This is a genomic window from Bacillus sp. UNC322MFChir4.1 (assembly GCF_000746135.1).
Lineage (GTDB): Bacteria > Bacillota > Bacilli > Bacillales > Bacillaceae_G > Bacillus_A.
In genome coordinates this window covers 99110-122753 of sequence record NZ_JQKQ01000001.1, presented here as the reverse complement: position 1 = coordinate 122753, position 23644 = coordinate 99110, and the positions used below count along the sequence as shown (strand labels likewise).

At 38.1% G+C, this 23644-nt stretch carries 21 protein-coding genes; 20 read left to right on the top strand and 1 reads right to left on the bottom strand.

Annotation, left to right across the window (positions count from 1 at the left end):
* Positions 1-70 precede the first annotated feature (70 nt).
* The 17 genes from BR72_RS00550 (at position 71) to spoVM (ending at position 18511) form a co-directional block, all read left to right on the top strand.
* A complete protein-coding gene (locus tag BR72_RS00550; protein ID WP_035429057.1) occupies positions 71-2791 on the top strand; it encodes a calcium-translocating P-type ATPase, SERCA-type in 2721 nt (906 codons plus the stop codon).
* Positions 2792-2888: 97 nt separating this feature from the next.
* Complete coding sequence (locus BR72_RS00545; protein ID WP_035429054.1) at positions 2889-3764, top strand: YicC/YloC family endoribonuclease; 876 nt, start codon at positions 2889-2891, stop codon at positions 3762-3764.
* A 66-nt stretch (positions 3765-3830) separates the two neighbouring features.
* On the top strand, positions 3831-4094 hold the full coding sequence (remA, locus tag BR72_RS00540; protein WP_020059206.1) for an extracellular matrix/biofilm regulator RemA: 264 nt from the start codon (positions 3831-3833) through the stop codon (positions 4092-4094).
* 13 nt (positions 4095-4107) lie between these two features.
* Positions 4108-4725: a guanylate kinase gene (gene gmk / locus BR72_RS00535; protein WP_035429052.1), complete on the top strand. Its 618-nt coding sequence runs from the start codon at positions 4108-4110 to the stop codon at positions 4723-4725.
* 1 nt (position 4726) lies between these two features.
* Positions 4727-4939, top strand: coding sequence for a DNA-directed RNA polymerase subunit omega (gene rpoZ / locus BR72_RS00530; RefSeq protein ID WP_035429050.1), 213 nt, complete (start codon positions 4727-4729; stop codon positions 4937-4939).
* A gap of 485 nt (positions 4940-5424) precedes the next feature.
* Positions 5425-6630, top strand: coding sequence for a bifunctional phosphopantothenoylcysteine decarboxylase/phosphopantothenate--cysteine ligase CoaBC (gene coaBC / locus BR72_RS00525; protein ID WP_035429048.1), 1206 nt, complete (start codon positions 5425-5427; stop codon positions 6628-6630).
* Positions 6627-9032 (top strand): primosomal protein N', encoded by a 2406-nt coding sequence (gene priA, locus BR72_RS00520; protein ID WP_035429046.1) that lies wholly within the window; start codon positions 6627-6629, stop codon positions 9030-9032. Before coaBC ends, priA begins: the two co-directional genes overlap by 4 nt.
* 175 nt (positions 9033-9207) lie before the next feature.
* Entirely contained in the window at positions 9208-9684 is a 477-nt protein-coding gene (def, locus tag BR72_RS00515; RefSeq protein WP_035429043.1) for a peptide deformylase, read from the top strand.
* A 16-nt stretch (positions 9685-9700) separates the two neighbouring features.
* Positions 9701-10645, top strand: a complete 945-nt coding sequence (gene fmt / locus BR72_RS00510) for a methionyl-tRNA formyltransferase (protein ID WP_035429042.1) — start codon at positions 9701-9703, stop codon at positions 10643-10645.
* On the top strand, positions 10642-11976 hold the full coding sequence (gene rsmB / locus BR72_RS00505; RefSeq protein WP_035429040.1) for a 16S rRNA (cytosine(967)-C(5))-methyltransferase RsmB: 1335 nt from the start codon (positions 10642-10644) through the stop codon (positions 11974-11976). Before fmt ends, rsmB begins: the two co-directional genes overlap by 4 nt.
* A 4-nt stretch (positions 11977-11980) precedes the next feature.
* Positions 11981-13069 (top strand): dual-specificity RNA methyltransferase RlmN, encoded by a 1089-nt coding sequence (gene rlmN / locus BR72_RS00500; RefSeq protein ID WP_035429038.1) that lies wholly within the window; start codon positions 11981-11983, stop codon positions 13067-13069.
* Between the two features lie 4 nt (positions 13070-13073).
* Positions 13074-13826 (top strand): Stp1/IreP family PP2C-type Ser/Thr phosphatase, encoded by a 753-nt coding sequence (locus BR72_RS00495; RefSeq protein WP_035429922.1) that lies wholly within the window; start codon positions 13074-13076, stop codon positions 13824-13826.
* Positions 13827-13834: 8 nt separating this feature from the next.
* Complete coding sequence (gene pknB / locus BR72_RS00490) at positions 13835-15802, top strand: Stk1 family PASTA domain-containing Ser/Thr kinase (RefSeq protein ID WP_035429036.1); 1968 nt, start codon at positions 13835-13837, stop codon at positions 15800-15802.
* Positions 15803-15920: 118 nt separating this feature from the next.
* Entirely contained in the window at positions 15921-16802 is an 882-nt protein-coding gene (rsgA, locus tag BR72_RS00485; protein ID WP_035429033.1) for a ribosome small subunit-dependent GTPase A, read from the top strand.
* A 2-nt stretch (positions 16803-16804) separates the two neighbouring features.
* Positions 16805-17449: a ribulose-phosphate 3-epimerase gene (gene rpe / locus BR72_RS00480; RefSeq protein ID WP_035429032.1), complete on the top strand. Its 645-nt coding sequence runs from the start codon at positions 16805-16807 to the stop codon at positions 17447-17449.
* A 275-nt stretch (positions 17450-17724) separates the two neighbouring features.
* The gene (locus BR72_RS00475) at positions 17725-18366 is read left to right on the top strand and encodes a thiamine diphosphokinase (RefSeq protein WP_035429030.1); all 642 of its coding nucleotides are present in this window, start codon (positions 17725-17727) and stop codon (positions 18364-18366) included.
* A 64-nt stretch (positions 18367-18430) separates the two neighbouring features.
* On the top strand, positions 18431-18511 hold the full coding sequence (gene spoVM / locus BR72_RS00470; RefSeq protein ID WP_020059192.1) for a stage V sporulation protein SpoVM: 81 nt from the start codon (positions 18431-18433) through the stop codon (positions 18509-18511).
* Between the two features lie 72 nt (positions 18512-18583).
* Here spoVM and rpmB read toward each other — a convergent pair whose 3' ends face one another.
* Positions 18584-18772, bottom strand: coding sequence for a 50S ribosomal protein L28 (rpmB, locus tag BR72_RS00465; protein WP_000124776.1), 189 nt, complete (start codon positions 18770-18772; stop codon positions 18584-18586).
* Positions 18773-19148: 376 nt separating this feature from the next.
* Between rpmB and BR72_RS00460 the strand changes: the two genes are divergently transcribed.
* The 3 genes from BR72_RS00460 to recG all read left to right on the top strand — a co-directional run bounded on the left by BR72_RS00460 (position 19149) and on the right by recG (position 23585).
* The gene (locus BR72_RS00460; RefSeq protein ID WP_000021111.1) at positions 19149-19511 is read left to right on the top strand and encodes an Asp23/Gls24 family envelope stress response protein; all 363 of its coding nucleotides are present in this window, start codon (positions 19149-19151) and stop codon (positions 19509-19511) included.
* A gap of 21 nt (positions 19512-19532) precedes the next feature.
* Positions 19533-21206, top strand: a complete 1674-nt coding sequence (locus BR72_RS00455) for a DAK2 domain-containing protein (protein WP_035429028.1) — start codon at positions 19533-19535, stop codon at positions 21204-21206.
* 330 nt (positions 21207-21536) lie between these two features.
* Positions 21537-23585 carry an ATP-dependent DNA helicase RecG gene (gene recG / locus BR72_RS00450; RefSeq protein WP_035429025.1) on the top strand — a complete coding sequence of 683 codons (2049 nt, stop codon included), beginning with the start codon at positions 21537-21539 and terminating at the stop codon, positions 23583-23585.
* Positions 23586-23644: the final 59 nt, after the last annotated feature.

The window sequence follows — 23644 nt, the reverse complement described above, 5'->3', positions numbered from 1 at the left end:
AGCATTTTTTCGGACGAGGCTGAATAAGCTTTCATTAGAGCATGTCTGCAATCAGGAGGTAGATGGCGAGATGAATTGGTATGAACTGCGTGCACATGAAGTAGAAGAGCGAACGAATACAAATGTAAAAACAGGATTGACGGAGCAAGAGGTAGAAGTGCGGCTGAAAAAACTTGGCCCAAACGAATTACAAGAAGCAAAAAGGCCTTCTGCACTTATTGTGTTTTTGGCGCAATTTAAAGATTTTATGGTACTTGTTTTGTTTGGTGCAACGATTATTTCTGCTTTTTTAGGAGAATATGTGGATGCAATCGCGATTGTGGCAATTGTCATTATTAATGGTATTCTCGGTTTTTTTCAAGAGAGAAAAGCAGAAAAATCACTGGAAGCATTAAAAGAGCTGGCCGCCCCGCAAGTAACTGCACTTCGGAATGGGAGATGGATGAAGATTCCTTCGAAAGGTCTTGTGCTTGGAGACATTATAAAATTTTCAAGCGGGGATCGTATCGGTGCGGATATACGGCTCATTGAAGCTTCAAGTCTATATATTGAAGAGTCTGCATTAACTGGAGAATCAGTGCCGGTCCAAAAGAAGATTGATGTTCTGCATGGTACTGATGTTTCAATTGGTGATCAAACCAATATGGCATTTATGGGAACGATGATTACGAGAGGATCCGGTATTGGCGTTGTTATTGGAACTGGAATGAATACAGCGATGGGACAAATTGCAAATATGCTGCAAAATGCGGAGCAAAATGAAACGCCGCTACAGAGAAGGCTTGAGCAGCTTGGAAAAATCTTAATTATCGTTGCATTAATTTTAACAGCACTTGTTGTATTAGTTGGTGTTTATCAAGGTAATGAAATGTATCATATGTTTTTAGCAGGTGTTTCGCTTGCGGTTGCAGCGATTCCTGAAGGATTGCCGGCCATTGTTACAGTAGCACTCTCACTTGGTGTTCAACGGATGATTAAGAAAAAAGCAATTGTAAGAAAGTTACCTGCGGTTGAAACTTTAGGATGCGCATCTGTCATTTGTTCAGACAAAACAGGGACAATGACGCAAAATAAAATGATGGTCACACATGTCTGGTCGAGTGGTGAAACGTGGAATGTAACGGGGCAAGGTTATGAACCAAGTGGCGAATTTATGAAAGACGATAAGAAAATAAATCCAACAGCGGCTCGCTCTTTATATCAGCTCCTTACATTTGGATGTCTATGTAACAACGCAAATATTGTGAAAAAGAAAAAATCATATGTATTAGATGGTGATCCGACGGAAGGTGCCCTCGTTGTAGCGGCGATGAAATCTGGTATTTCAAGAGAAGGCATAAAGGATCAATTTGAGGTCATTCACGAGTTTCCATTTGATTCAACGCGGAAAATGATGAGTGTCATCGTTCGTGACAAGGCAGGAAAAAAATTTGTAATAACAAAGGGAGCGCCTGATGTTTTATTACAAATGAGTCAAACTATTTTATGGGGAAATAAACAGCAGCCATTAACAGAATTGTATCGAAATGAAGTGCAAACGGCTATTCATCAGTTAGGAAGTCAGGCACTTCGTACAATTGCGATTGCTTTTAAGCCTTTAAAAACAACAGAGCAATTGGAAAGTGAACGAGAAGCAGAACGAGATTTAATGTTTATTGGACTGCAAGGAATGATTGATCCGCCAAGACCTGAAGTGAAACAAGCGGTGCAAGAGTGTAAAGAGGCGGGGATTAAAACAATTATGATTACAGGAGACCATAAAGTTACAGCGATGGCAATCGCCGAGCAGCTTGGGATTTTACCATCTGGCGGCCGCGTTGTGGAAGGAATTGAACTTGCAAACATGTCAGTTGAAGAGTTGGAAGATATTGTGGATGAAACATATGTCTTTGCGCGTGTTTCTCCGGAACATAAGTTGAAAATTGTGAAGGCGTTGCAAAATAAAGATCATATTGTGGCAATGACCGGCGACGGCGTGAACGATGCGCCTGCTATAAAAGCAGCTGATATTGGTGTGGCGATGGGGGTTACTGGGACAGATGTTGCGAAAGAAGCATCATCTCTTGTGTTATTAGATGATAATTTTGCTACTATTAAAGCGGCGATTAAAGAAGGAAGAAATATTTACGAAAACATTCGTAAGTTTATTCGTTACTTATTAGCGTCTAATGTTGGCGAAATTTTAGTTATGCTATTTGCAATGATATTAGCATTGCCACTGCCACTCGTACCGATTCAAATTTTATGGGTGAATTTAGTAACAGATGGTTTGCCCGCGATGGCGCTTGGACTTGATGCAGCAGAAGGTGATGTGATGAGAAGAAAACCACGCCATCCAAAAGAAGGGGTATTTGCGAGAGGGCTTGCATGGAAAATTGTGAGCCGAGGCTTTTTAATCGGTGCGATGACACTCTTAGCGTTTATCATTACATTCAATCAACATCCAAATGAATTAAAGTATGCGCAAACAGTTGCCTTTGCAACACTTGTATTAGCTCAGCTTATTCATGTGTTTGATTGCCGGAGTGAGCATTCTGTCTTTCACCGTAATCCATTTGGAAATATGTATTTAGTAGGGGCGGTAATTATTTCGATTTTACTCATGCTAGTAGTCATATATTATCCGCCGCTGCAACCGATTTTTAGTACGATGCCAATTCAATCGAGAGATTGGTTATTAATTGGTGGACTTTCTTCTATTCCAACATTTTTATTAGTTGGATCCTTGCTAACTGGGAAGTCTGAAAAGAAGAAACCAATTGTATATAAAAGAGGGGTAAACTTGAAATAGTAAATGACATAAAAGTATGCTATAATTTGAAAAGGTAGTAGAGTAGAGTCTCTATTACCTTTTTCATTGAGTAAGATCATGGCTTGGATGTGATAAAATGATTTCGAGTATGACAGGTTTTGGACGCGCAAAAGTAGAAAGTAATGCGTTTCAAATTACAGTAGAAATGAAGTCGGTCAACCATCGTTTTTTAGAGATGAATATTCGTCTTCCAAAGCAAATGATGGTGTTCGAGGATAAAATCCGCAAGTTAATTGCAGAACAAGTAGGCCGCGGACGTATTGAAGTATCGATCATTGTTGAAGGGGAAGGACTCGTTGAACGAAAGTTACGCGTGGATTGGTCCCTTTTAGAGCAATATAAGCTCATTATGGAAGAAGCGAAGGGGAAATTTCAATTACAGGATTCGATTACATTACAACAGCTTATTGCTATGCCAGAAGTGACAGCAATTGAAGAAGTTGAAAATGTAAATGAAGCGTTTGAACATAGTTTGTATGAGGCGGTTCGCCGCGCAGCTAGCATGTTAAAAACGATGCGTGATGGTGAAGGGGAACGACTGCATAAAGATTTGGAGCATCGTTTACAAGGAATTAACACGTGTGTGCACGCCATTATTCCTTATGCGCCGTCAGTTATTCAAAAATATCGTGAGCGCTTAGAAAACCGTTTGAAAGAATTACATAATCAAGAATTAGAAGAACAACGATTACTTACAGAAATAGCGGTGTTTGCAGACCGCTGTGATATTCATGAAGAGTTAGTTCGTTTACAAAGTCATTTAGAACAATTTCAAGAGGCATTGCAAAGTAAAGAGCCTGTTGGAAGGAAAATGGATTTCATCGTACAAGAAATGCATCGTGAAATAAATACAATTGGTTCAAAAGCAAATGACTTAACCATTTCAAAATATGTTGTGGAAATGAAAAATAATCTTGAAAAAATCCGTGAACAAGTACAAAATATTGAGTAGCTGTCAATTGTATACGAAGTTATACGAGAGGGAGAAATCGGATAGACTTACTAGGAGGCGCAAATTATGGCCATGCGGTTTTTAAATATTGGATATGGAAATATCGTATCTGCACATCGAATTATTTCTATTGTAAGTCCGGAATCAGCACCGATTAAGAGGTTAGTACAGGAAGCGCGCGAACAAAATGTGCTGCTTGATGCTACCTATGGGCGAAAAACGCGAGCGGTGATTGTTATGGATGATGGACATATTGTTTTAAGTCCGATACAACCGGAAACAATTGCACATCGGTTAAACAATAAAGAAGATTTAAGTGACGAAGGGTAGGTTTAACATATATATGAGAAGTAGAAGAGGGTTGCTCATCGTTCTTTCAGGGCCTTCTGGTGTTGGAAAAGGAACAGTTCGAAAGGAATTGTTCAGTCAAGAAGATACAAATTTACAATACTCTATTTCTGTAACAACGCGTAAACCACGTGAAGGAGAAGTAGACGGCGTTGATTATTTCTTTAAAACGAGAGAAGAGTTTGAAGAGATGATTCAAAATAATAAACTGCTGGAATGGGCGGAGTTTGTTGGGAACTATTATGGAACACCAATTGATTATGTCGAGCAAACATTACAGCAAGGGAAAGATGTTTTCTTAGAAATTGAAGTGCAAGGTGCCATTCAAGTAAAGAAAGCTTTTCCAGAAGGAGTATTTGTCTTTTTAGCTCCTCCAAGTTTATCGGAACTAAAAAACCGAATTGTGGGCCGCGGTACAGAAACAGAAGAAGTAATTCAAAATCGTTTAACAGTAGCAAAAGAAGAAATCGAAATGATGGATGCTTATGACTACGTAGTAGAAAACGATGAAGTAGAACTTGCTTGCGAACGTATTAATGCAATTGTGATAGGTGAACATTGTCGCCGTGAGCGAGTAGCAAAATATTATAAAGAAATGACGGAGGAAATATAATATGTTAAACCCATCTATTGATGCATTGTTACAAAAAATTGATTCTAAATATACGCTAGTAACAGTAGCTGCAAAGCGCGCTCGTGAAATGCAAGAGCATAATGATTGTGCTGTTGAAAAACCGGTATCTCATAAATTTGTAGGGAAATCATTAGAAGAAATTCATGCACAATTATTAAGCTACGAACCAAGTGAAGATAACAACCAAAAATAATGCGTTATTTTCGACAAATAGAGGCATAGATACTATACTTTTCTATGTAACAGTAACAACCTATTTACAAGTAGGTTGTTATTTTTTTACGATGTTGATAAATTTAAAAATGAGATAAAAGCTTTCTTTTTAGGTGGGCGAGAGCGTCTGGCCGTGCATAGAAGCGGTCAGGGCTTATTTTTGCCACATGCGAGGTTTAAAACAAAGGGAGAAAGCAAGTTGTGGTCATGTTGTATTCTGCATAGCAGCGACTTATATGCCGAAAAAAACAAAATGGATTTATCCCGCTATTCGCGGACAGTAAGTCCCCCACCTCAAGGTTCCGAGAAAATCGAAGAAAATAGGTGAGGGCTTTCCATCAGCGGGGGATGAAGTCCCCACTGATGGAAGTTAGAATAACGGTAGCTTATATTTGCAGGCTGTGATGATGAATGAATTGAAGTTCGAATTGGGTTAAGGATGATGAAAGAAAGAGGACGAGACTTATGCTAAAAGGGAAAAAAATACTTTTATGTGTTACGGGGGGCATTGCTGTATTTAAAGCAGCTGCGCTAACAAGTAAATTAACACAGGCAGGTGCGCTTGTAAAAGTAATAATGAGTGAATCGGCAACGAAGTTTGTTACACCGCTTACATTTCAAGCACTTTCTCGCCATGATGTATACACAGATACATTTGATGAAAAGGATTCAGCAGTCATTGCTCATATTGATTTAGCAGATTGGGCTGATCTTGTACTTGTTGCACCGGCGACAGCAAACATCATTGGTAAATTCGCAAATGGTCTTGCCGATGATATGGTTTCAACGACGCTTCTCGCGACAACAGCTCCAGTGTGGATTGCAGCTGCGATGAACGTTCATATGTATGAAAATCCAGTTGTCCAAAAAAATATGCAAATGCTAAAACAGTTAGGCTATACATTTATTGAGCCTGGAGAGGGCTTTTTAGCTTGCGGATATGTTGCTAAAGGTCGGTTAGAAGAACCAGAAAACATTGTAACTATGTTAGAGAAGCATTTTTCAGAAGAGAAGCCGCTGCAAGGGAAACGAATATTGGTGACAGCTGGCCCGACACGTGAAAAAATTGATCCAGTTCGTTTTATGACGAATTTTTCTTCTGGCAAAATGGGATATGCACTTGCGGAAGTTGCGGCGAATCTTGGTGCAGAAGTCATTCTTATTTCTGGTCCAACAGCGCTAACACCGCCTGCGAATGTAACAACAATACAAGTGGAATCAGCACAAGATATGTTAGAGGCGGTTTTACATCATTATGCTAATATGAATGTTGTAATTAAAACAGCAGCAGTAGCAGATTACCGTCCAAAGTTTGTGTGCGATGAGAAGATGAAAAAGAAAAGCGGAGATACAGTTATTGAATTAGAAAGAACGACAGATATTTTGAAAACATTAGGTGAGCGAAAAGAACATCAATTACTCATTGGTTTTGCAGCAGAAACAACAAACGTTGAAGAATATGCAACGAAAAAATTACGCGAAAAAAATGCTGATATGATTGTTGCGAATGATGTAAAAGCAGAAGGGGCAGGATTTGGTACGGACACAAATATTGTGACGATGTATAAACGAAATGGCGCCGTGGTTGAATTGCCATTATTAACAAAGCAGGAAGTAGCGCGAGAAATATTACTGCATGTTGAAAAAATGTTGGAAGATGATCCTGCATGAAATTTGCAAGCGTAATTGTCGATGTTTCAGCAAGGCAAACGGATAGGCCATTCGATTATATTATTCCTAAACGTTGGGAAGATTTTGTTCAAACGGGTATGCGAGTTGTTGTTCCTTTTGGACCGCGAAAATTACAAGGATTTGTCATTGGGATAAAAGATACAGTAGATGTAGATGTAAATAAGTTGAAAACATTACATGAATTGTTAGATGTAACACCTGTATTAAATGAGGAATTACTACAGCTTGGAAATTGGCTTACAGAAGAAACACTTTGTTTTACAATTTCAGCGTTCCAAGTTATGTTGCCAACAGCAATTAAAGCGACATATAAAAAACAGCTACGTCTTCATCGGCCCGAAGACGTAGCGACCAATGTGAAGCAGCTCTTTCAAGGAAAAGAAAGTATCGATTGGAATGTACTTGATGAATGGCCGCAGTTGTACCGTGCAGTGCAAACAGAAATTGCAAAAGGGACTGTTGAAGTTGTTTATGAAGTAAAAGATAAGGCGCAAAAGAAAAAACAAAAAATGATTCAACCTGTTTTGCCTTTTGAAGAATTGGAGGAAACGGCTTTTCATCTAAAGAGTAAAAAGCAGCAGGATGTATTGTATTATTTCATGGAACACTATCAGCCTGTACCGTTAAAAATAGTAATGGAAGAATTGCAAATGACGGATGCTCCCATTAAATCACTTGTGAAAAAAGGTTTGTTAGCTGAAAAATATGTGGAAGTATATCGAAATCCCTATGATGATGATGCTTTCGAACGCACAAAGCCATTCCCGCTTACAGAAGAGCAACGACAAGTAATTGCACCAATCTTAACCACCATTACTGAAGAGCAGCATGAGACGTTTTTACTGTACGGTGTCACAGGGAGCGGAAAAACAGAAGTTTATTTACAGTCAATTGAAGAAGTACTTAGCAAAGGAAAAGAAGCCATAGTACTTGTGCCTGAAATTTCGTTAACGCCGCAAATGGTGGATCGTTTTAAAGGGCGTTTTGGCTCGCAAGTGGCAGTTCTTCATAGTGCATTGTCTGTTGGTGAAAAATATGATGAATGGCGTAAGATTTTACGGAAAGAAGTCAAAGTAGTTGTAGGGGCGCGTTCAGCAATTTTTGCACCATTTGAGAATTTAGGAATTATAATTATTGATGAAGAACATGAATCGAGTTACAAACAGGAGGATAATCCACGCTACCATGCACGTTCTGTTGCGATTCGGCGGGGAGAATATCACAATTGTCCTGTTGTGTTAGGAAGTGCTACGCCTACACTAGAATCGTTTGCTCGCGCTCAAAAAGGTGTATATAAACTGCTTACAATGGCGAAGCGGATGAATGAAAAGGATTTGCCTGCAGTTGAGATTATTGATATGAGAGAAGAGCTTCGTGATGGTAATCGTTCTATGTTTTCTCAGCTTCTTCATGAGAAGATAGCGGATCGATTAGAGAAAAAAGAACAAATGGTGCTTTTTTTAAATCGAAGAGGGCATTCGACATTTGTTATGTGTCGTGATTGCGGATATGTCGTACAATGTCCACACTGTGATATTTCGCTTACATATCACAGAATGAATAACCGTTTGAAATGTCATTACTGTAGTTATGAGGAACATTTACCGAATGCTTGTCCTGCTTGTAATAGCTCCCATATCCGCTTCTTTGGGACAGGGACACAAAAGGTTGAAGAAGAAATTACAAAATTGTTTCCAGAAGCACGCGTTATTCGAATGGATGTGGATACGACAAGTCGTAAAGGGATGCATGAAAAGCTCCTGAAGTCATTTGGGGCAGGAGAAGCTGATATATTACTTGGGACGCAGATGATTGCGAAAGGTCTTGATTTTCCAAATGTGACGCTTGTAGGTGTATTAACAGCAGATACAATGTTGCATTTGCCGGATTTCCGGGCAAGTGAAAAAACGTATCAGCTTTTAACGCAAGTAAGTGGTCGAGCTGGACGTCACGAGCTTCCAGGAGAAGTAGTCATTCAAACGTATACACCTGAACATTATAGTATAGAATTAGCAAAAAAGCAGAAGTATGATTTGTTTTTTGAGCGTGAAATGTATATGAGGAAAATGCGGCAATATCCACCATATTATTATGTTACGTTAGTTACAGTATCTCACCCGGAATTATTAAAAGCAGTGCAGGTAACAGAAAAAATTGTTGGTTTTTTACGACAACATTGCTCACAGCAAACGATGATCTTAGGTCCAGTTGCTTCGGCAATTCCTCGTATAAAAGATAGATATCGATACCAATGCATGATAAAATACAAACGGGAACTAAACTTAAAGTACGTGCTTAAAATGGTAAATGAACATTATCAGGCAGAAATGCAAAAAGACTTGCAAATCTCAATTGATTTTAATCCAACTATGTTGATGTAGTAGAGCTGAATTTAGAGGCAAATGGATAAAATAGAGTGAAACTTTTATAAGCTAGGAAGAAGGTCCTCGTTGCCCGTACTGCTGGCATGTGCCTGAATAGGCAAGCAAATCATCAATGGAGTTGCCTCCATTGATGGAAGTTTCAATCTGATTGTATGTTGAAAAGGAGAGTAGTATGGCAACATTAGAAATTGTAAAACATCCAAATGAAGTATTAGAAACACCGTGTGAACGTGTTATTAATTTTGATAAAAAGTTAGTGAAGCTTTTAAAAGATATGCACGAAACAATGTTAATTGCGGATGGTGTTGGATTAGCAGCGCCGCAAGTTGGTGTTAGTATGCAAGTTGCTGTTGTAGACATTGATGATGATAACGGGAAGATTGAATTAATTAATCCTGTTATTTTAGAAAAACGTGGTGAACAAGTAGGTCCCGAAGGCTGCTTAAGTTTTCCGGGGCTTTTTGGTGATGTAACACGTGCTGAGTATATTAAAGTACGTGCCCAAAATCGTCGTGGTAAAGTGTATTTATTAGAAGCAGACGGCTTTTTGGCCCGTGCAATTCAACATGAAATCGATCATTTACATGGTGTGTTATTTACATCGAAAGTAACGCGATATTATGAGGAAAATGAATTAGAAGAGATGTAAAAGGAGAGTTTTTCAAATGGTGAAAGTTGTATTTATGGGAACACCGGACTTTTCAGTGCCGGTGCTTCGTCGTCTTATTGAAGATGGATATGATGTGATTGGTGTTGTGACGCAGCCAGATCGTCCAGTAGGTAGAAAAAAAGTATTAACCCCAACGCCTGTGAAAGTTGAAGCAGAAAAACATGGTATTCCGGTATTGCAACCGTTAAAGATTCGTGAAAAAGATGAATATGAAAAGGTATTGGCATTAGAGCCAGATTTGATTGTGACAGCTGCATTCGGACAAATCGTTCCAAATGAAATTTTAGAAGCGCCGAAATATGGATGTATTAATGTCCATGCTTCGTTACTTCCAGAACTTCGCGGCGGTGCACCTATTCATTATTCGATTATGCAAGGAAAAGAGAAAACAGGCATTACGATCATGTATATGGTTGAAAAATTAGATGCGGGTGATATTTTAACGCAAGTAGAAGTCGAAATTACCGAACGCGAAACAACCGGCTCATTATTTGATAAATTAAGCGTAGCTGGAGCTCAGTTATTATCTAAAACGGTGCCGCTTTTAATACAAGGAAAGTTAGAACCAATTAAACAAAATGAGGAAGAAGCAACATTTGCTTATAATATCAAACGTGAGCAGGAAAAGATTGATTGGTCGAAAACTGGAGAAGAGATTTACAATCATATTCGTGGCTTAAATCCTTGGCCAGTTGCTTATACGACATTAGCAGGACAGGTTGTAAAAGTATGGTGGGGAGAAAAAGTTCCTGTCACAGAAAAAGCTGAAGCTGGAACAGTTGTTGCAATTGAAGAAGATGGTTTCGTTGTGGCTACAGGAAATGCAACGGCAATTAAGATTACTGAGTTGCAACCATCTGGTAAAAAACGTATGGACTGTTCGCAATTTTTACGTGGAACAAAGCCTGAAATAGGTACGAAGTTAGGAGAAGACGCATGAAACAAAACGTTCGTGAATTAGCTCTTGACGGTTTAACGCAAGTTGAAAAAAGCGGCGCATATAGCAATTTGCTTTTAAACAACCTTATTGAAAAAAATAGTATTGATAAAAAAGACGTTGGATTGTTAACTGAAATTGTATACGGAACAATTCAACGACGCGATACACTTGATTATTATTTACAGCCGTTTTTACGAAAAAAGATTGAACTGTGGGTAAAAGTATTGCTTCGTCTCTCTTTATATCAAATGTTGTATTTAGATCGTGTTCCAGAACGGGCAGCCATTCATGAAGCGGTTGAAATTGCGAAGCGTCGTGGCCATAAAGGAATCGCCGGACTTGTGAATGGAGTACTTCGTTCGATTCAGCGTGAAGGTATTCCATCACTAGATGAGATTAAAAGTCCGGAAAAGCGTCTTGCTATTGCAACAAGTCATCCAGAATGGCTTGTTAAAGAATGGATAGAAGCATACGGAATTGAAACGGCAAAGCAAATGTGCGAAGTAAACTTACTCCCGCCAGTTCCGACAGCTCGCGTTAACGTAGCGAAAGCGTCTAGAGAAGATGCGCTCAAAATGTTAGAAACAGAAGGAATTCAAGCAAAGCATGGCGATTTATCGGAAGATGCGATCCAAATTGAAAAAGGGAATGTAGCTCATACAGGAGCATTTCAAGAAGGGATGTTATCTATTCAAGATGAAAGTTCTATGCTTGTAGCTCGTGCGCTTGATCCAGAGGCAGGAGATATAGTTCTAGATAGCTGCGCTGCTCCTGGTGGGAAAACGACGCATATTGCAGAACGATTGGGAGGAACGGGGAAAGTTATTTCTCTTGACTTACACCCACATAAAGTGCGTTTAATTCAGCAGCAAGCAAAGCGTCTTGAATTAGAAAATGTAGAAGCGAAAGCTCTTGATGCACGGAAAGTGCAAGAACATTTTGAACAAGAAAGCTTTGATAAAGTATTAGTAGATGCACCGTGTTCTGGATTTGGAGTAATCCGCCGTAAACCAGATATTAAAATAGGGAAACAGAAAGAAGATAGTGAAAGACTTGCTAATATTCAACTATCTATTTTAGAAAAGGTAGCTCCTTTGTTGAAAAAGGGAGGACGCCTTGTTTATAGTACGTGTACAATTGAGAAAGTAGAAAATGAACAAGTAATAGAGCAGTTTTTACAATCACATCCTGAATTTGAATGGGATGCAACAATGAAAGACCGATTACCAAAAGCTGTGCATCCTTATGTAGTTAATGGTGAAGTGCAAATTTTGCCACATTACTTTGCAACGGATGGATTTTATATTGCTTGTTTAAGAAAGAAGGTGTAGCATCATGGAAACTACTGTAAAAAAACAAAAGAAAGAATTAGAAGAGAAAAAGCCATCTATTTATTCCTTGCAGCTTCATGATATGGAACAATGGTTAAAGGAACAAGGAGAACCTAAATTCCGTGCCAGTCAAATTTTTGATTGGCTATACAAAAAAAGAGTAACGACTTTTGAGGATATGTTAAACCTTTCTAAAGGATTGCGTGAAAAATTGTCGAATTCCTTTGATATTACGACTTTAAAAACATTAGTAAAACAAACATCTTCAGATGGAACGATTAAATTTTTATTCCAACTGCATGATGGTTATTCGATTGAAACAGTATTAATGCGCCATGAATATGGAAATTCAATTTGTGTGACAACACAAGTTGGGTGCCGAATTGGCTGCACATTTTGTGCGTCAACACTAGGCGGCTTAAAACGTAATTTAGAAGCTGGTGAGATTGTTGCGCAAGTAGTTGAAGTACAACGTGAGTTAGACGCTTCAGATGAGCGTGTTAGCTCCCTTGTTGTAATGGGAATCGGAGAACCGTTTGATAATTATGACAGTTTAATGGCGTTTTTACGCATCGTGAATCATGAAAAAGGTCTTCACATTGGGGCTCGTCATATGACGGTATCAACAAGTGGAATTATCCCGAAAATTTATAAGTTTGCTGAAGAAAATATACAAATTAATTTTGCGGTTTCTTTACATGCTCCAAATACAGAGCTGCGTTCAAAATTAATGCCAATCAACCGAGCGTACAAGCTGCCAGATTTAATGGAAGCTATTAAATATTATACTGAAAAAACAGGGCGCCGTGTTACGTTTGAATATGGCTTATTTGGAGGAGAGAATGACCAAGTCGAACATGCTGAAGAGTTAGCTCAGCTGTTAAAAGGTGTAAAATGTCATGTTAACTTAATTCCGGTTAACTATGTACCAGAACGCGATTATGTGAGAACGCCACGTGAACAAATTTTCTTGTTTGAAAAAACATTAAAAGATCGTGGAGTTAACGTAACAATTCGTCGCGAGCAAGGTCATGATATTGATGCAGCCTGCGGTCAATTGCGTGCAAAGGAGCGCAAAGAAGAGACGAGGTGAGATGATGAAAACCGTGTTTCTATCAGATAAGGGAAAAGTTCGTCAACATAATGAAGATAGTGCAGGAGTATTTCATAATTTAGATGGAGATATTTTAGCGGTTGTAGCAGATGGAATGGGAGGTCATCGAGCAGGCGATGTTGCTAGCTCGATGGCAATCCAACTGTTCCATGACTACTGGAAACAAACGTACAATATGGATAAGCCTAAAAAAGCAGAACAATGGTTACATAATCATGCACAAATTATTAATGAACGAGTATATAAATATTCTGGAGAACATCCAGAATGCAGTGGAATGGGAACAACAATCGTTGCTGCTATATGTACGGATACTTTTGTAACGATTGGTCATATTGGAGATAGTCGCTGTTATATGCTATCAGATGATTATATGTCACTTGTTACAGAAGACCATTCCCTTGTAAATGAACTCGTTCGGCATGGGGAAATTTCCAAAGAAGATGCTGAATATCATCCAAGAAAAAATGTTTTACTTAGGGCGCTTGGAACGGAAGAAACCGTTATATTAGATGTGAAAACCTTAGTATTAGAAGAGGGAGATCAGTTGTTACTCTGCTCGGATGGGTTATCTAATAAAGTTGCAATGAGTAATATGAAAGAAATTTTACAGTCTAATGAACCTCTGCAAACAAAAAGTGTGCAGCTTGTGCAGCTTGCAAATGATTTTGGAGGAGAAGACAATATTACTCTTGTCATTATTGATTATGCGGACTCGGCGAACGAAAGTAGGTGAATGACAACGTGATGATTGGAAGACGCCTAAATGACCGTTACAAGCTACTTAAAATGATCGGCGGAGGAGGAATGGCCAATGTATATTTGGCGCATGATGACATACTCGATCGTGATGTAGCTGTAAAAATGTTGCGACTTGACTATTCCAATAATGAGGAATTTATTAAGCGTTTCCATCGAGAAGCACAGTCGGTTACAACGCTATCGCATCCAAATATTGTGAATATGTATGATGTTGGAGAAGAAGATGGAATCTATTATCTTGTTATGGAGTATGTGCCAGGTCAAACGTTAAAACAATATATACAACAGCGAGGTCTTCTTCCTGTAGAAGAAGCGATTAATATTATGGAGCAATTAACTGCTGCGATGGCTCATGCGCATCATTTTGAAATTGTCCACCGTGATATTAAGCCTCACAATATTTTAATTCGAAATGATGGTGTTGTAAAGGTTACAGATTTTGGGATTGCAACCGCAACAAGTGCAACTACCATAACACATACAAATTCTGTTCTTGGTTCTGTTCATTATTTATCTCCTGAACAGGCAAGAGGTGGTGTTGCAAATAAGCAATCAGACATTTATTCTCTTGGAATTGTAATGTTTGAATTATTAACTGGAAGGCCGCCATTTTCCGGAGAATCTGCTGTTTCTATTGCACTGAAACATTTGCAAAATGAAACACCATCTCCAAAAAGGTGGAACCCTGATATTCCACAAAGTGTAGAAAATATTATTTTAAAGGCAACAGCGAAAGATCCGTTTCATCGTTATCAGTCTGTAAATGCAATGAAACGTGATATTGAAACTGCATTATATCCAGAGCGAATAAATGAACAACCTTTCTATATACCAGAAGATATGGAAGCCACAAAAGCGATTCCTATCATTCAGCAGGAACAGTTAATAAGTGCAAATACTGAAGAAACAATTGTTTTAGCTGGAAAGTCGAAAGAAGAAAAACAGCAGGATAAACCAGAAGAAGAACAAAAAAAGAAAAAGAAAAAAAGCAATCGTTGGCTTAAAATTTTATTAACGACGTTCCTATTTTTAGTTGTTTGTGGAATATTAGCAGTGACGGTGATACCAGGTTTCTTTATTCCAAAAGAAGTCAAAGTGCCAGATGTATCTGGAATGACATATGAAACAGCAGTGAATACACTTAAAGGATTCGACTTGACGTCACCTCAAGTTATATATACAGATGAAGTGGAAGAAGGTAAGGTTATTAAAACAAGTCCAGCGGCAGGACGAGTTGTACGAGAAAATACAAAAATTACAATTTTTAAATCTGGTGGAAAGCAAAAGAAAAAAATGCCTAATTTGATAGGGCAAGATTATGAAAAGATTAAAGATGGATTGACTTCATATAAAGGGGTTGTTCCTGATTATATTGAAAGTGAAAAGCCGCGCGGTGAAATTGTGTTACAAAGTCCAGAAGCAGGACAAGATATTATAGAAGAAGAGCAAGAGGTAAAGGTGTGGATTAGTAAAGGGCCAAAACAAATTAGCCTCGCCGATTTTTCCGGTTGGACAGAAAGTAGCGTGAATAGCTATTTAAATGAGAAAAAACTTGTGCCGGAAATAAAGAGAGAGTATTCCGATAAAGTGGATAAGGGGCTAGTTATTTCCCAATCGCCAAAACCAGATACGAATTTAAAAGAAGGGGCAAAAGTAACAATTACTGTCTCTGAAGGACAAAAAGAAAAACCAACAAAAATTGTAAAAGTTGATAATATTCCAATTCAGTATCAAGGGCCAGCAACTGGAGAGAAAACACCACAAAAAATTGAAATATATAAAGAAGATATGCAAAATACTATGGATAAACCGCTTGAAACGAGAACAATAACAGAGTCAACGACAGTCTCTCTTGAGTTTATTATTCAAGAAGGAAAAAAAGGGCGTTACAAAATTGTTCGTGATGGAACGACCTTAATTGAAAAAGAAGTTTTGTATCCAACGCAATAAAGTGAAACTCCTATTAAAAATAATTATAAATGGTGAGTTGAGCGAATCTCGTTCTAAAGTGTATTATGAATAGCTATTTTTATGTCTTTTAGAACAAGGTAAAAAAAGGAGAGAATGTATGCCAGAAGGGAAAATTATAAAAGCTTTAAGTGGGTTCTACTATGTGCAGCATGAAGAAGAGATCACACAGTGCCGAGGACGTGGTGTATTTCGTAAACATAAGATTACACCGCTTGTTGGTGATCAAGTTGTATTTCAAGCCGATAACCCGAGTGAAGGATATGTTCTAGAGATATTAGAACGAAAAAATGAGCTTGTGCGTCCACCGATTGCGAATATCGATCAAGCACTTCTTGTGTTTTCAGCTGTAGAGCCAGAATTCAATCCATTACTATTAGATCGGTTTTTAGTTTTAATTGAGTTTCATAACATTAAGCCGATTATTTGTATTAGTAAGATGGATTTAGTAGATGTGAAAACGCGTGAAAAGATTGAAGCATATGCAAAGGATTACATTGCAATTGGATATGATGTTGTATTCACTTCAACGACAACATCAGAAAGTATAGATGTATTAAAGCCGTTTTTAGAAGGGTGTGTTTCCGTTGTAGCAGGACAATCTGGTGTAGGGAAATCGTCGCTTTTAAATGTATTACGTCCAGATTTAGCGCTAAAAACGAGTGGGATTTCAGCTCATTTAGGGCGAGGTAAGCATACGACAAGACATGTAGAATTAATTGAAGTAGGGAGTGGACTTGTGGCGGATACACCTGGATTTAGTTCACTCGATTTCATCGATATAGAAGTAGAAGATCTCACATATTGTTTTCCAGAGTTGAAAGAACGGAGTCAATACTGTAAATTTAGAGGTTGTACACACCTTTCTGAACCGAAATGTGCGGTGAAAGAAGCGGTAGAAGAAGGGAATATTACAAACTATCGTTATGAGCACTATGTGCAGTTTATTGAAGAAATTAGAGAGAGAAAGCCGAGGTATTAATTATGATTAAAATTGCACCATCGATTTTATCAGCAGATTTTTCAAGATTGGGAGAAGAAATTAAAGATGTAGAAAAAGGCGGAGCAGATTACATACATGTCGATGTAATGGACGGACATTTTGTTCCGAACATTACAATTGGACCGTTAATTGTGGAAGCTATTCGTCCAATTACTTCTTTACCATTAGATGTTCATCTTATGATTGAAAATCCGGATCAGTACATTGAGGCTTTTGCGAAAGCAGGAGCGGATATTATTACGGTACATGTAGAAGCTTGCGCGCACTTACATCGTACGATTCAATTAATTAAATCACATGGCATTAAAGCAGGTGTTGTTTTAAATCCACATACACCAGTTTCCATGATTGAACACGTATTAGAAGAAATCGATATGGTTCTACTTATGACTGTAAATCCAGGGTTTGGCGGACAAAAATTCATTCACTCTGTATTGCCGAAAGTGAAACAAGTCGCTGATATGGTTCGTGAACGTAATTTACAAGTAGAGATTGAAATTGATGGCGGCGTGAATGCAGAAACAGCAAAACTATGTGTAGAAGCAGGAGCGAATGTTCTTGTTGCTGGATCTGCAGTATATAATGAAAAAGATCGCGGAGCAGCTATTGCTGCAATTCGCGGATAAGAATGTAGAAGTAGATATATATACAAGTTAAAAAACGACAAAAAACCTTTCTTTTTAGGGGAGCGAGAGCATCTGGCTGTGTATAGAAGCGGTCAGGGCCTGCTCCTGCCACATGCGAGGTTTAAAACAAAGGGCGCAAGTAGCGTCATGTTTTATTTTGCATAGCAGTGGTTTATATGTCGGGAAATTTAATTGGATATATAGGAGTTTTGTTTAAAAGAGAAGGTAATCTAGCTATTAGCAGATTGCCTTTTTTCTATAGGAGGAGAGAGAACGTGATTATTCATATTTTAGCTGGAGGTCCAGTAGAGTGCTGGGCAGATTTTTCTAAATATGAGAATGAAAAGGTCGTATGGGCAGCTGTTGATCGCGGAGTATACCATTTGTTGCAGTTTGGAATTATGCCAGAAGTGGCGTTTGGTGATTATGATTCTGTTACAAAAGAGGAACTAGAATGGATGCGAGAGCAGAAACATGATTTGCATATTGTACCGAAAGAAAAGGATGAAACGGATTTAGAGATTGCAATTAACTGGGCTTTAAAGCAACAACCAGAACAAATTCGTATTTTTGGTGCAACAGGTGGAAGGCTGGATCATAGTTTAGCGAACATTCAAATGTTAATAAAAGGTTTGAAATCCAATACTAATATAAGCATTGTAGATTATAAAAATGAAATCTCAGTTAGAGAATTTGGCACATATATAATTGAAGAGAATTCATCATTTCCTTACATATCTTTTGTTCCAATGACAGAAATAGTAATGGGAATTACACTTCGTGGCTTTAAATATCCTCTTACTGATAAAACGATAAACTGGGGATCGACACTTTGTATTAGTAATGAACTCGTTGCGGAAAAAGGTACTTTTTCATTTACTTCCGGCATATTAATGGTGATAAGAAGCACTGATTGATGAAATACTTCTGTTGCGGCGTCTATAGTAAACAAGTGGAGTAATGGGGATTAGGAGGGAAACCATGAGATTTTATACAATTAAGTTACCGAAATTTCTTGGTGGAATTGTTCGCGCGGTATTGAATACCTTTAAAAAAGGATAAAAAAGCACCTATTACCGGTGCTTTTTTCATGAGCATAATAAAAAAAGAGCCAACAGGCTCTCTTTTTTATTATTAAACACGTTCGATTTTGCCAGATTTTAATGCTCTAGCAGAAACGTAAACACGTTGAACTTTACCGTCGATGCGTACGCGAACTTTTTGAAGGTTAGCGCCCCATTTACGTTTTGTAGCGTTCATTGCGTGAGAACGAGAGTTACCAGAACGAGCTTTTCTTCCAGTAATAGCACAAACACGAGCCATCTATATTTCCCTCCCTTAACTACCGTAACTTACGTAATTTTCAATGTTAGTCTTTTATGCGATGCTAAAAACACTACTATAATTTAACACAACTAAAAAGAGAATGCAACAGTGTATAAAAAAGAAATCAAGAAAAATTACTTGACACTATATGTAAGAAATCAAAAGCTGAAATCAAGAAAAATCACTTGACATATTGTAGTGGTATATGTTGTATAATAAAAATGGACTATTTTGCTCACCATAAAAAATTGCTGTTTTATTATATAAATGTGAGAGCAAAACGAAAGAACGATGGAATTTTCTTTAAAAAGATTATATGATAGTAAATAAAGTAGTCTAGCTCACTTTCACCATTTCAGAAGGGGGAAACGAGATGTCAATTGAAATTAAGACAAAATACGGTCAAATTGATATTAGTACAGATGTAATTGCAACAATTGCTGGAGGCGCTGCAGTAGACTGTTACGGCATCGTCGGTATGGCTTCTAAAAACCAATTAAAAGATGGGTTGACAGAAATTTTACGAAAAGAAAACTTCACTAGAGGCGTTATTGTTCGTAAAGACGAAGATGAAGTACATATTGATATGTATATTATCGTGAGCTATGGTACAAAAATTTCAGAAGTAGCACATAACGTCCAAACGAAAGTGAAATATACACTGGATCAAACGGTAGGACTAGCAGTAGATTCTGTAAACATCTACGTACAAGGAGTTAAAGTAATAAACTTGTAATTGCATTAAGGAGGAAGAACTGTGTCAATTCAAAAAATTGATGGAAAACGTTTGTCACAAATGATCATACAAGGAGCGAATAATTTAACAAACAATGTTCAACTTGTTGATGCTTTAAACGTTTTTCCGGTTCCAGATGGCGATACCGGTACAAATATGAACTTATCGATGACTTCAGGTGCGCGCGAGGTGAAGGGAAATCCTTCGCAACACGCTGGTAAAGTCGGAGTAAGTTTAGCTAAGGGATTATTAATGGGAGCGCGTGGTAACTCAGGTGTTATTTTATCTCAGTTATTCCGTGGTTTTTCAAAATCCATTGAACAAAAAGAAGAATTAACAACAATTGATTTTGCTGATGCGTTAGAAGCGGGTGTAGAAACGGCATATAAAGCAGTTATGAAGCCGATTGAAGGAACGATTTTAACTGTTGCAAGGGAAACGAGTAAACATGCAGTCACTGTTGCGAAAAAGCAGCGCGATTTTGTTTTGTTTATGGAAGAAGTTGTGAAAGAAGCGAATGCATCATTAAATCGTACACCTGATTTATTACCTGTATTAAAACAAGTTGGTGTTGTAGATAGCGGTGGAAAAGGTCTTGTTGTCGTTTATGAAGGATTTCTAGCGGACTTAAAAGGTGAGACAATCGCCTTTAATGAGCCAACACAACCATCTATGAACGAAATGGTACGTGCAGAACATCACCGTAGTGTACAAAGCCAATTGAGTACAGAGGATATTAAATACGGCTACTGCACAGAATTTATGGTTAAGTTAGACGAAGAGAAGATGCAAGAACATAATTTCTCTGAGCAAAAATTCCGTGAAGAGATTAGTGTGTATGGTGATTCATTGCTTGTTGTATCTGATGAAGAAGTCGTAAAAGTTCATATTCATGCAGAGCATCCTGGAGATGCGATGAATTACGGACAACGTTATGGAAGCTTAATCAAAATTAAAGTAGAGAATATGCGTGAACAACATACTGCTTTATTAGATGAGCCTGCGGCGATGCATGTAGAAGTAAAACCTGCAGAAAAACAGTCTTATGGAATTGTAACAGTAGCAATGGGTTCTGGTATTAAAGAATTGTTTGAAAGCATCGGAGCGACGGTAGTTATTGAAGGCGGTCAAACGATGAATCCAAGTACAGAAGATATTGTAAAAGCGATTGAAGAAGCGAATGCAGAAAAAGTTATTATATTACCGAACAATGGTAATATTGTAATGGCTGCAGAGCAAGCAGCTTCTGTAGTGGATCAAGAAGTAATTGTTGTTCGTTCAAAAACAGTTCCGCAAGGTATGGCAGCGATGCTTGCATTCAATCCAGCAGGAACTCTTGAAGAAAATGAAGCGCAAATGAACGAAGCACTTGCTCATGTGAAAACAGGCCAAATCACGTATGCGGTTCGTGATACGGAAATTGATGGTGTGACAATTAATAAAGATGACTTCATGTGTATTGCAGATGGAAAAATTGTATCAACAGATGCAGAGAAAATTTCAGCTGCAAAAAAACTGTTAGAAAATATGCTTGATGAAGATGCAGAAATTTTAACAATTTTACAGGGTGAAGATGCATCAGAAGAAGAAGTAGACACATTAGTAACGTTTGTAGAAGAAAAATTTGAAGATGTAGAAGTGGAAGTTCATAATGGAAATCAACCTCTATATTCTTTCATTTTTTCTGTTGAATAAAGTGAAAACTTTATTTCTGTTTAAAATGTAATTACTCTATTATGAGATGAACAAATATATATAAGAAGAGGGCCTTGCTAGCAGATGTGGTGAGGCTCTCTTTCTTTTTGGGGAAATATGCCGAGAAACTAAATGAATATATAAGATTTAGGAAAAGGGAAATGACTACTATGCTTTCTTGATGCTATGGTAGAATAAGAGAGGTAGCGATTGCGTATTCAACGTGAATACGGAAATACGTAATCCGTTGTTGAGATATAACCTACAAGTAAAGAAGATGTATGTTATATATGAAAGGTTAGGAATAAGATTTGACGGGGCGTGAAGATCTTGAATGAAGTGGTGCAAATTCCAATTACGGATGTGAAAGGGATTGGAGAAGAAACAGCTGTATTACTAAATGAGATGGGGATTTTTACGGTTTCTGATTTACTAGAGCATTTTCCGTATCGTTATGAAGACTATGCGATGAAAGATTTGGCTGAAGTTAAACATGAAGAACGAGTAACTGTAGAAGGTAAAGTACATAGTGCACCTCTACTGCAATATTATGGAAAAAAGAAATCTCGTCTAACTGTGCGTGTTCTCGTGGGGCGTTATTTAATTACAGCTGTATGCTTTAATAGACCCTACTATAAGCAGAAATTAAATATTGATGAAACGGTAACGATATCTGGAAAATGGGATCAACATCGTCAAATGATTTCGGTATCTGAACTTCACTTTGGGCCGGTTGTTCGTCAACAAGAAGTAGAACCGGTGTATTCAGTTAAAGGGAAATTGACGGTAAAACAAATGCGGCGGTTTATTGCGGGGGCGTTTAAAGAGTATGGTTCTTTTGTGAAAGAAGTGTTACCAGAAGGGTTGTTGTCGCGTTATAAGTTATTATCCCGTTATGAAGCACTATATGCCTTGCATTTTCCTAGTGGACAAGAGGATATGAAACAGGCGCGTCGTCGCTTCGTATATGAAGAGTTTTTCTTGTTCCAATTGAAGATGCAAGCACTTCGCAAAATGGAGCGGGAAAGTTCGAAGGGAACGAAAAAAGATCTATCTCTTGAACAATTAGAGGAGTTTATAGGCGCTCTTCCTTTTCCGTTAACAAATGCGCAGCGTCGTGTTGTTACAGAAATTATGAAAGATTTGCAGTCCCCGTATCGAATGAATCGTTTACTGCAAGGTGATGTAGGTTCTGGAAAAACGGTAGTGGCTGCAATTGCTTTGTATGCTGCGAAATTAGCTGGATATCAAGGAGCATTAATGGTACCGACAGAAATTTTAGCAGAGCAGCACTATCAATCTTTAGAATCTATATTTTCTCATTTTAATATGAACATTGAATTATTAACAAGCTCTGTAAAGGGAGCGCGTCGCCGCGAGATACTAGCAAGACTAGAACAAGGGGAAATTGATATTCTTGTTGGGACGCATGCTTTAATTCAAAATGAAGTCATATTTCACAGGCTTGGACTTGTAATTACGGATGAACAACATCGCTTCGGTGTAGCACAGCGTCGTGTGTTAAGGGAAAAAGGTGAAAATCCAGATGTCTTATTTATGACAGCAACACCAATTCCTCGTACATTAGCAATTACTGCGTTCGGTGAGATGGACGTATCCATTATTGATGAGATGCCGGCGGGTCGTAAAGTCATTGAAACATACTGGGCGAAACATGATATGTTTGAACGTGTTCTCGGATTTGTAGAGAAAGAAGTAAAAAAAGGACGACAAGCATATGTCATTTGTCCATTAATTGAAGAATCGGAGAAACTGGATGTGCAAAATGCAATTGATTTGCATAGTATGTTGACTCATCACTATCAAGGAAAATTTCAAGTTGGGCTAATGCATGGCCGTCTTTCTTCTCAGGAGAAAGATGAAGTAATGCATCAATTTAGTGAAAATAAAGTGCAAATTCTCATTTCGACAACGGTTGTAGAAGTTGGTGTGAACGTACCGAATGCAACAACGATGGTTATTTATGATGCAGAACGTTTTGGGTTATCGCAACTTCACCAGCTTCGTGGTCGTGTGGGACGTGGAAGTGAACAATCTTATTGTATTTTAATTGCTGATCCGAAATCGGAAACGGGAAAAGAACGCATGCGTATTATGACAGAGACAAATGATGGATTTGTCCTATCGGAAAAAGATTTAGAACTGCGTGGTCCTGGGGATTTCTTTGGGAGTAAGCAAAGTGGTTTACCTGAATTTAAATTAGCTGACATGGTACATGATTATCGAGCGTTAGAAACAGCGAGGCAGGATGCTGCGCTACTTGTTGATTCGACTGCTTTTTGGCAAAGTGAACAGTATGAAATGCTGCGAAGATATTTAGAGAAATCAGGTGTTTTTCAAGGAGAAAAGCTGGATTAAAGCGCAATGCGTAAAAAAATGTTGCATTCTGTATTTAATGCTTATATACTACTGTTAGT

Coding starts and splice junctions, on each gene's coding strand:
- BR72_RS00550 (WP_035429057.1), top strand. CDS start 71: ATGAATTGGTATGAACTGCGTGCACATGAAGTAGAAGAGCGAACGAAT.
- BR72_RS00545 (WP_035429054.1), top strand. CDS start 2,889: ATGATTTCGAGTATGACAGGTTTTGGACGCGCAAAAGTAGAAAGTAAT.
- remA (WP_020059206.1), top strand. CDS start 3,831: ATGGCCATGCGGTTTTTAAATATTGGATATGGAAATATCGTATCTGCA.
- gmk (WP_035429052.1), top strand. CDS start 4,108: ATGAGAAGTAGAAGAGGGTTGCTCATCGTTCTTTCAGGGCCTTCTGGT.
- rpoZ (WP_035429050.1), top strand. CDS start 4,727: ATGTTAAACCCATCTATTGATGCATTGTTACAAAAAATTGATTCTAAA.
- coaBC (WP_035429048.1), top strand. CDS start 5,425: ATGCTAAAAGGGAAAAAAATACTTTTATGTGTTACGGGGGGCATTGCT.
- priA (WP_035429046.1), top strand. CDS start 6,627: ATGAAATTTGCAAGCGTAATTGTCGATGTTTCAGCAAGGCAAACGGAT.
- def (WP_035429043.1), top strand. CDS start 9,208: ATGGCAACATTAGAAATTGTAAAACATCCAAATGAAGTATTAGAAACA.
- fmt (WP_035429042.1), top strand. CDS start 9,701: ATGGTGAAAGTTGTATTTATGGGAACACCGGACTTTTCAGTGCCGGTG.
- rsmB (WP_035429040.1), top strand. CDS start 10,642: ATGAAACAAAACGTTCGTGAATTAGCTCTTGACGGTTTAACGCAAGTT.
- rlmN (WP_035429038.1), top strand. CDS start 11,981: ATGGAAACTACTGTAAAAAAACAAAAGAAAGAATTAGAAGAGAAAAAG.
- BR72_RS00495 (WP_035429922.1), top strand. CDS start 13,074: ATGAAAACCGTGTTTCTATCAGATAAGGGAAAAGTTCGTCAACATAAT.
- rsgA (WP_035429033.1), top strand. CDS start 15,921: ATGCCAGAAGGGAAAATTATAAAAGCTTTAAGTGGGTTCTACTATGTG.
- rpe (WP_035429032.1), top strand. CDS start 16,805: ATGATTAAAATTGCACCATCGATTTTATCAGCAGATTTTTCAAGATTG.
- spoVM (WP_020059192.1), top strand. CDS start 18,431: ATGAGATTTTATACAATTAAGTTACCGAAATTTCTTGGTGGAATTGTT.
- rpmB (WP_000124776.1), bottom strand. CDS start 18,772: ATGGCTCGTGTTTGTGCTATTACTGGAAGAAAAGCTCGTTCTGGTAAC.
- BR72_RS00460 (WP_000021111.1), top strand. CDS start 19,149: ATGTCAATTGAAATTAAGACAAAATACGGTCAAATTGATATTAGTACA.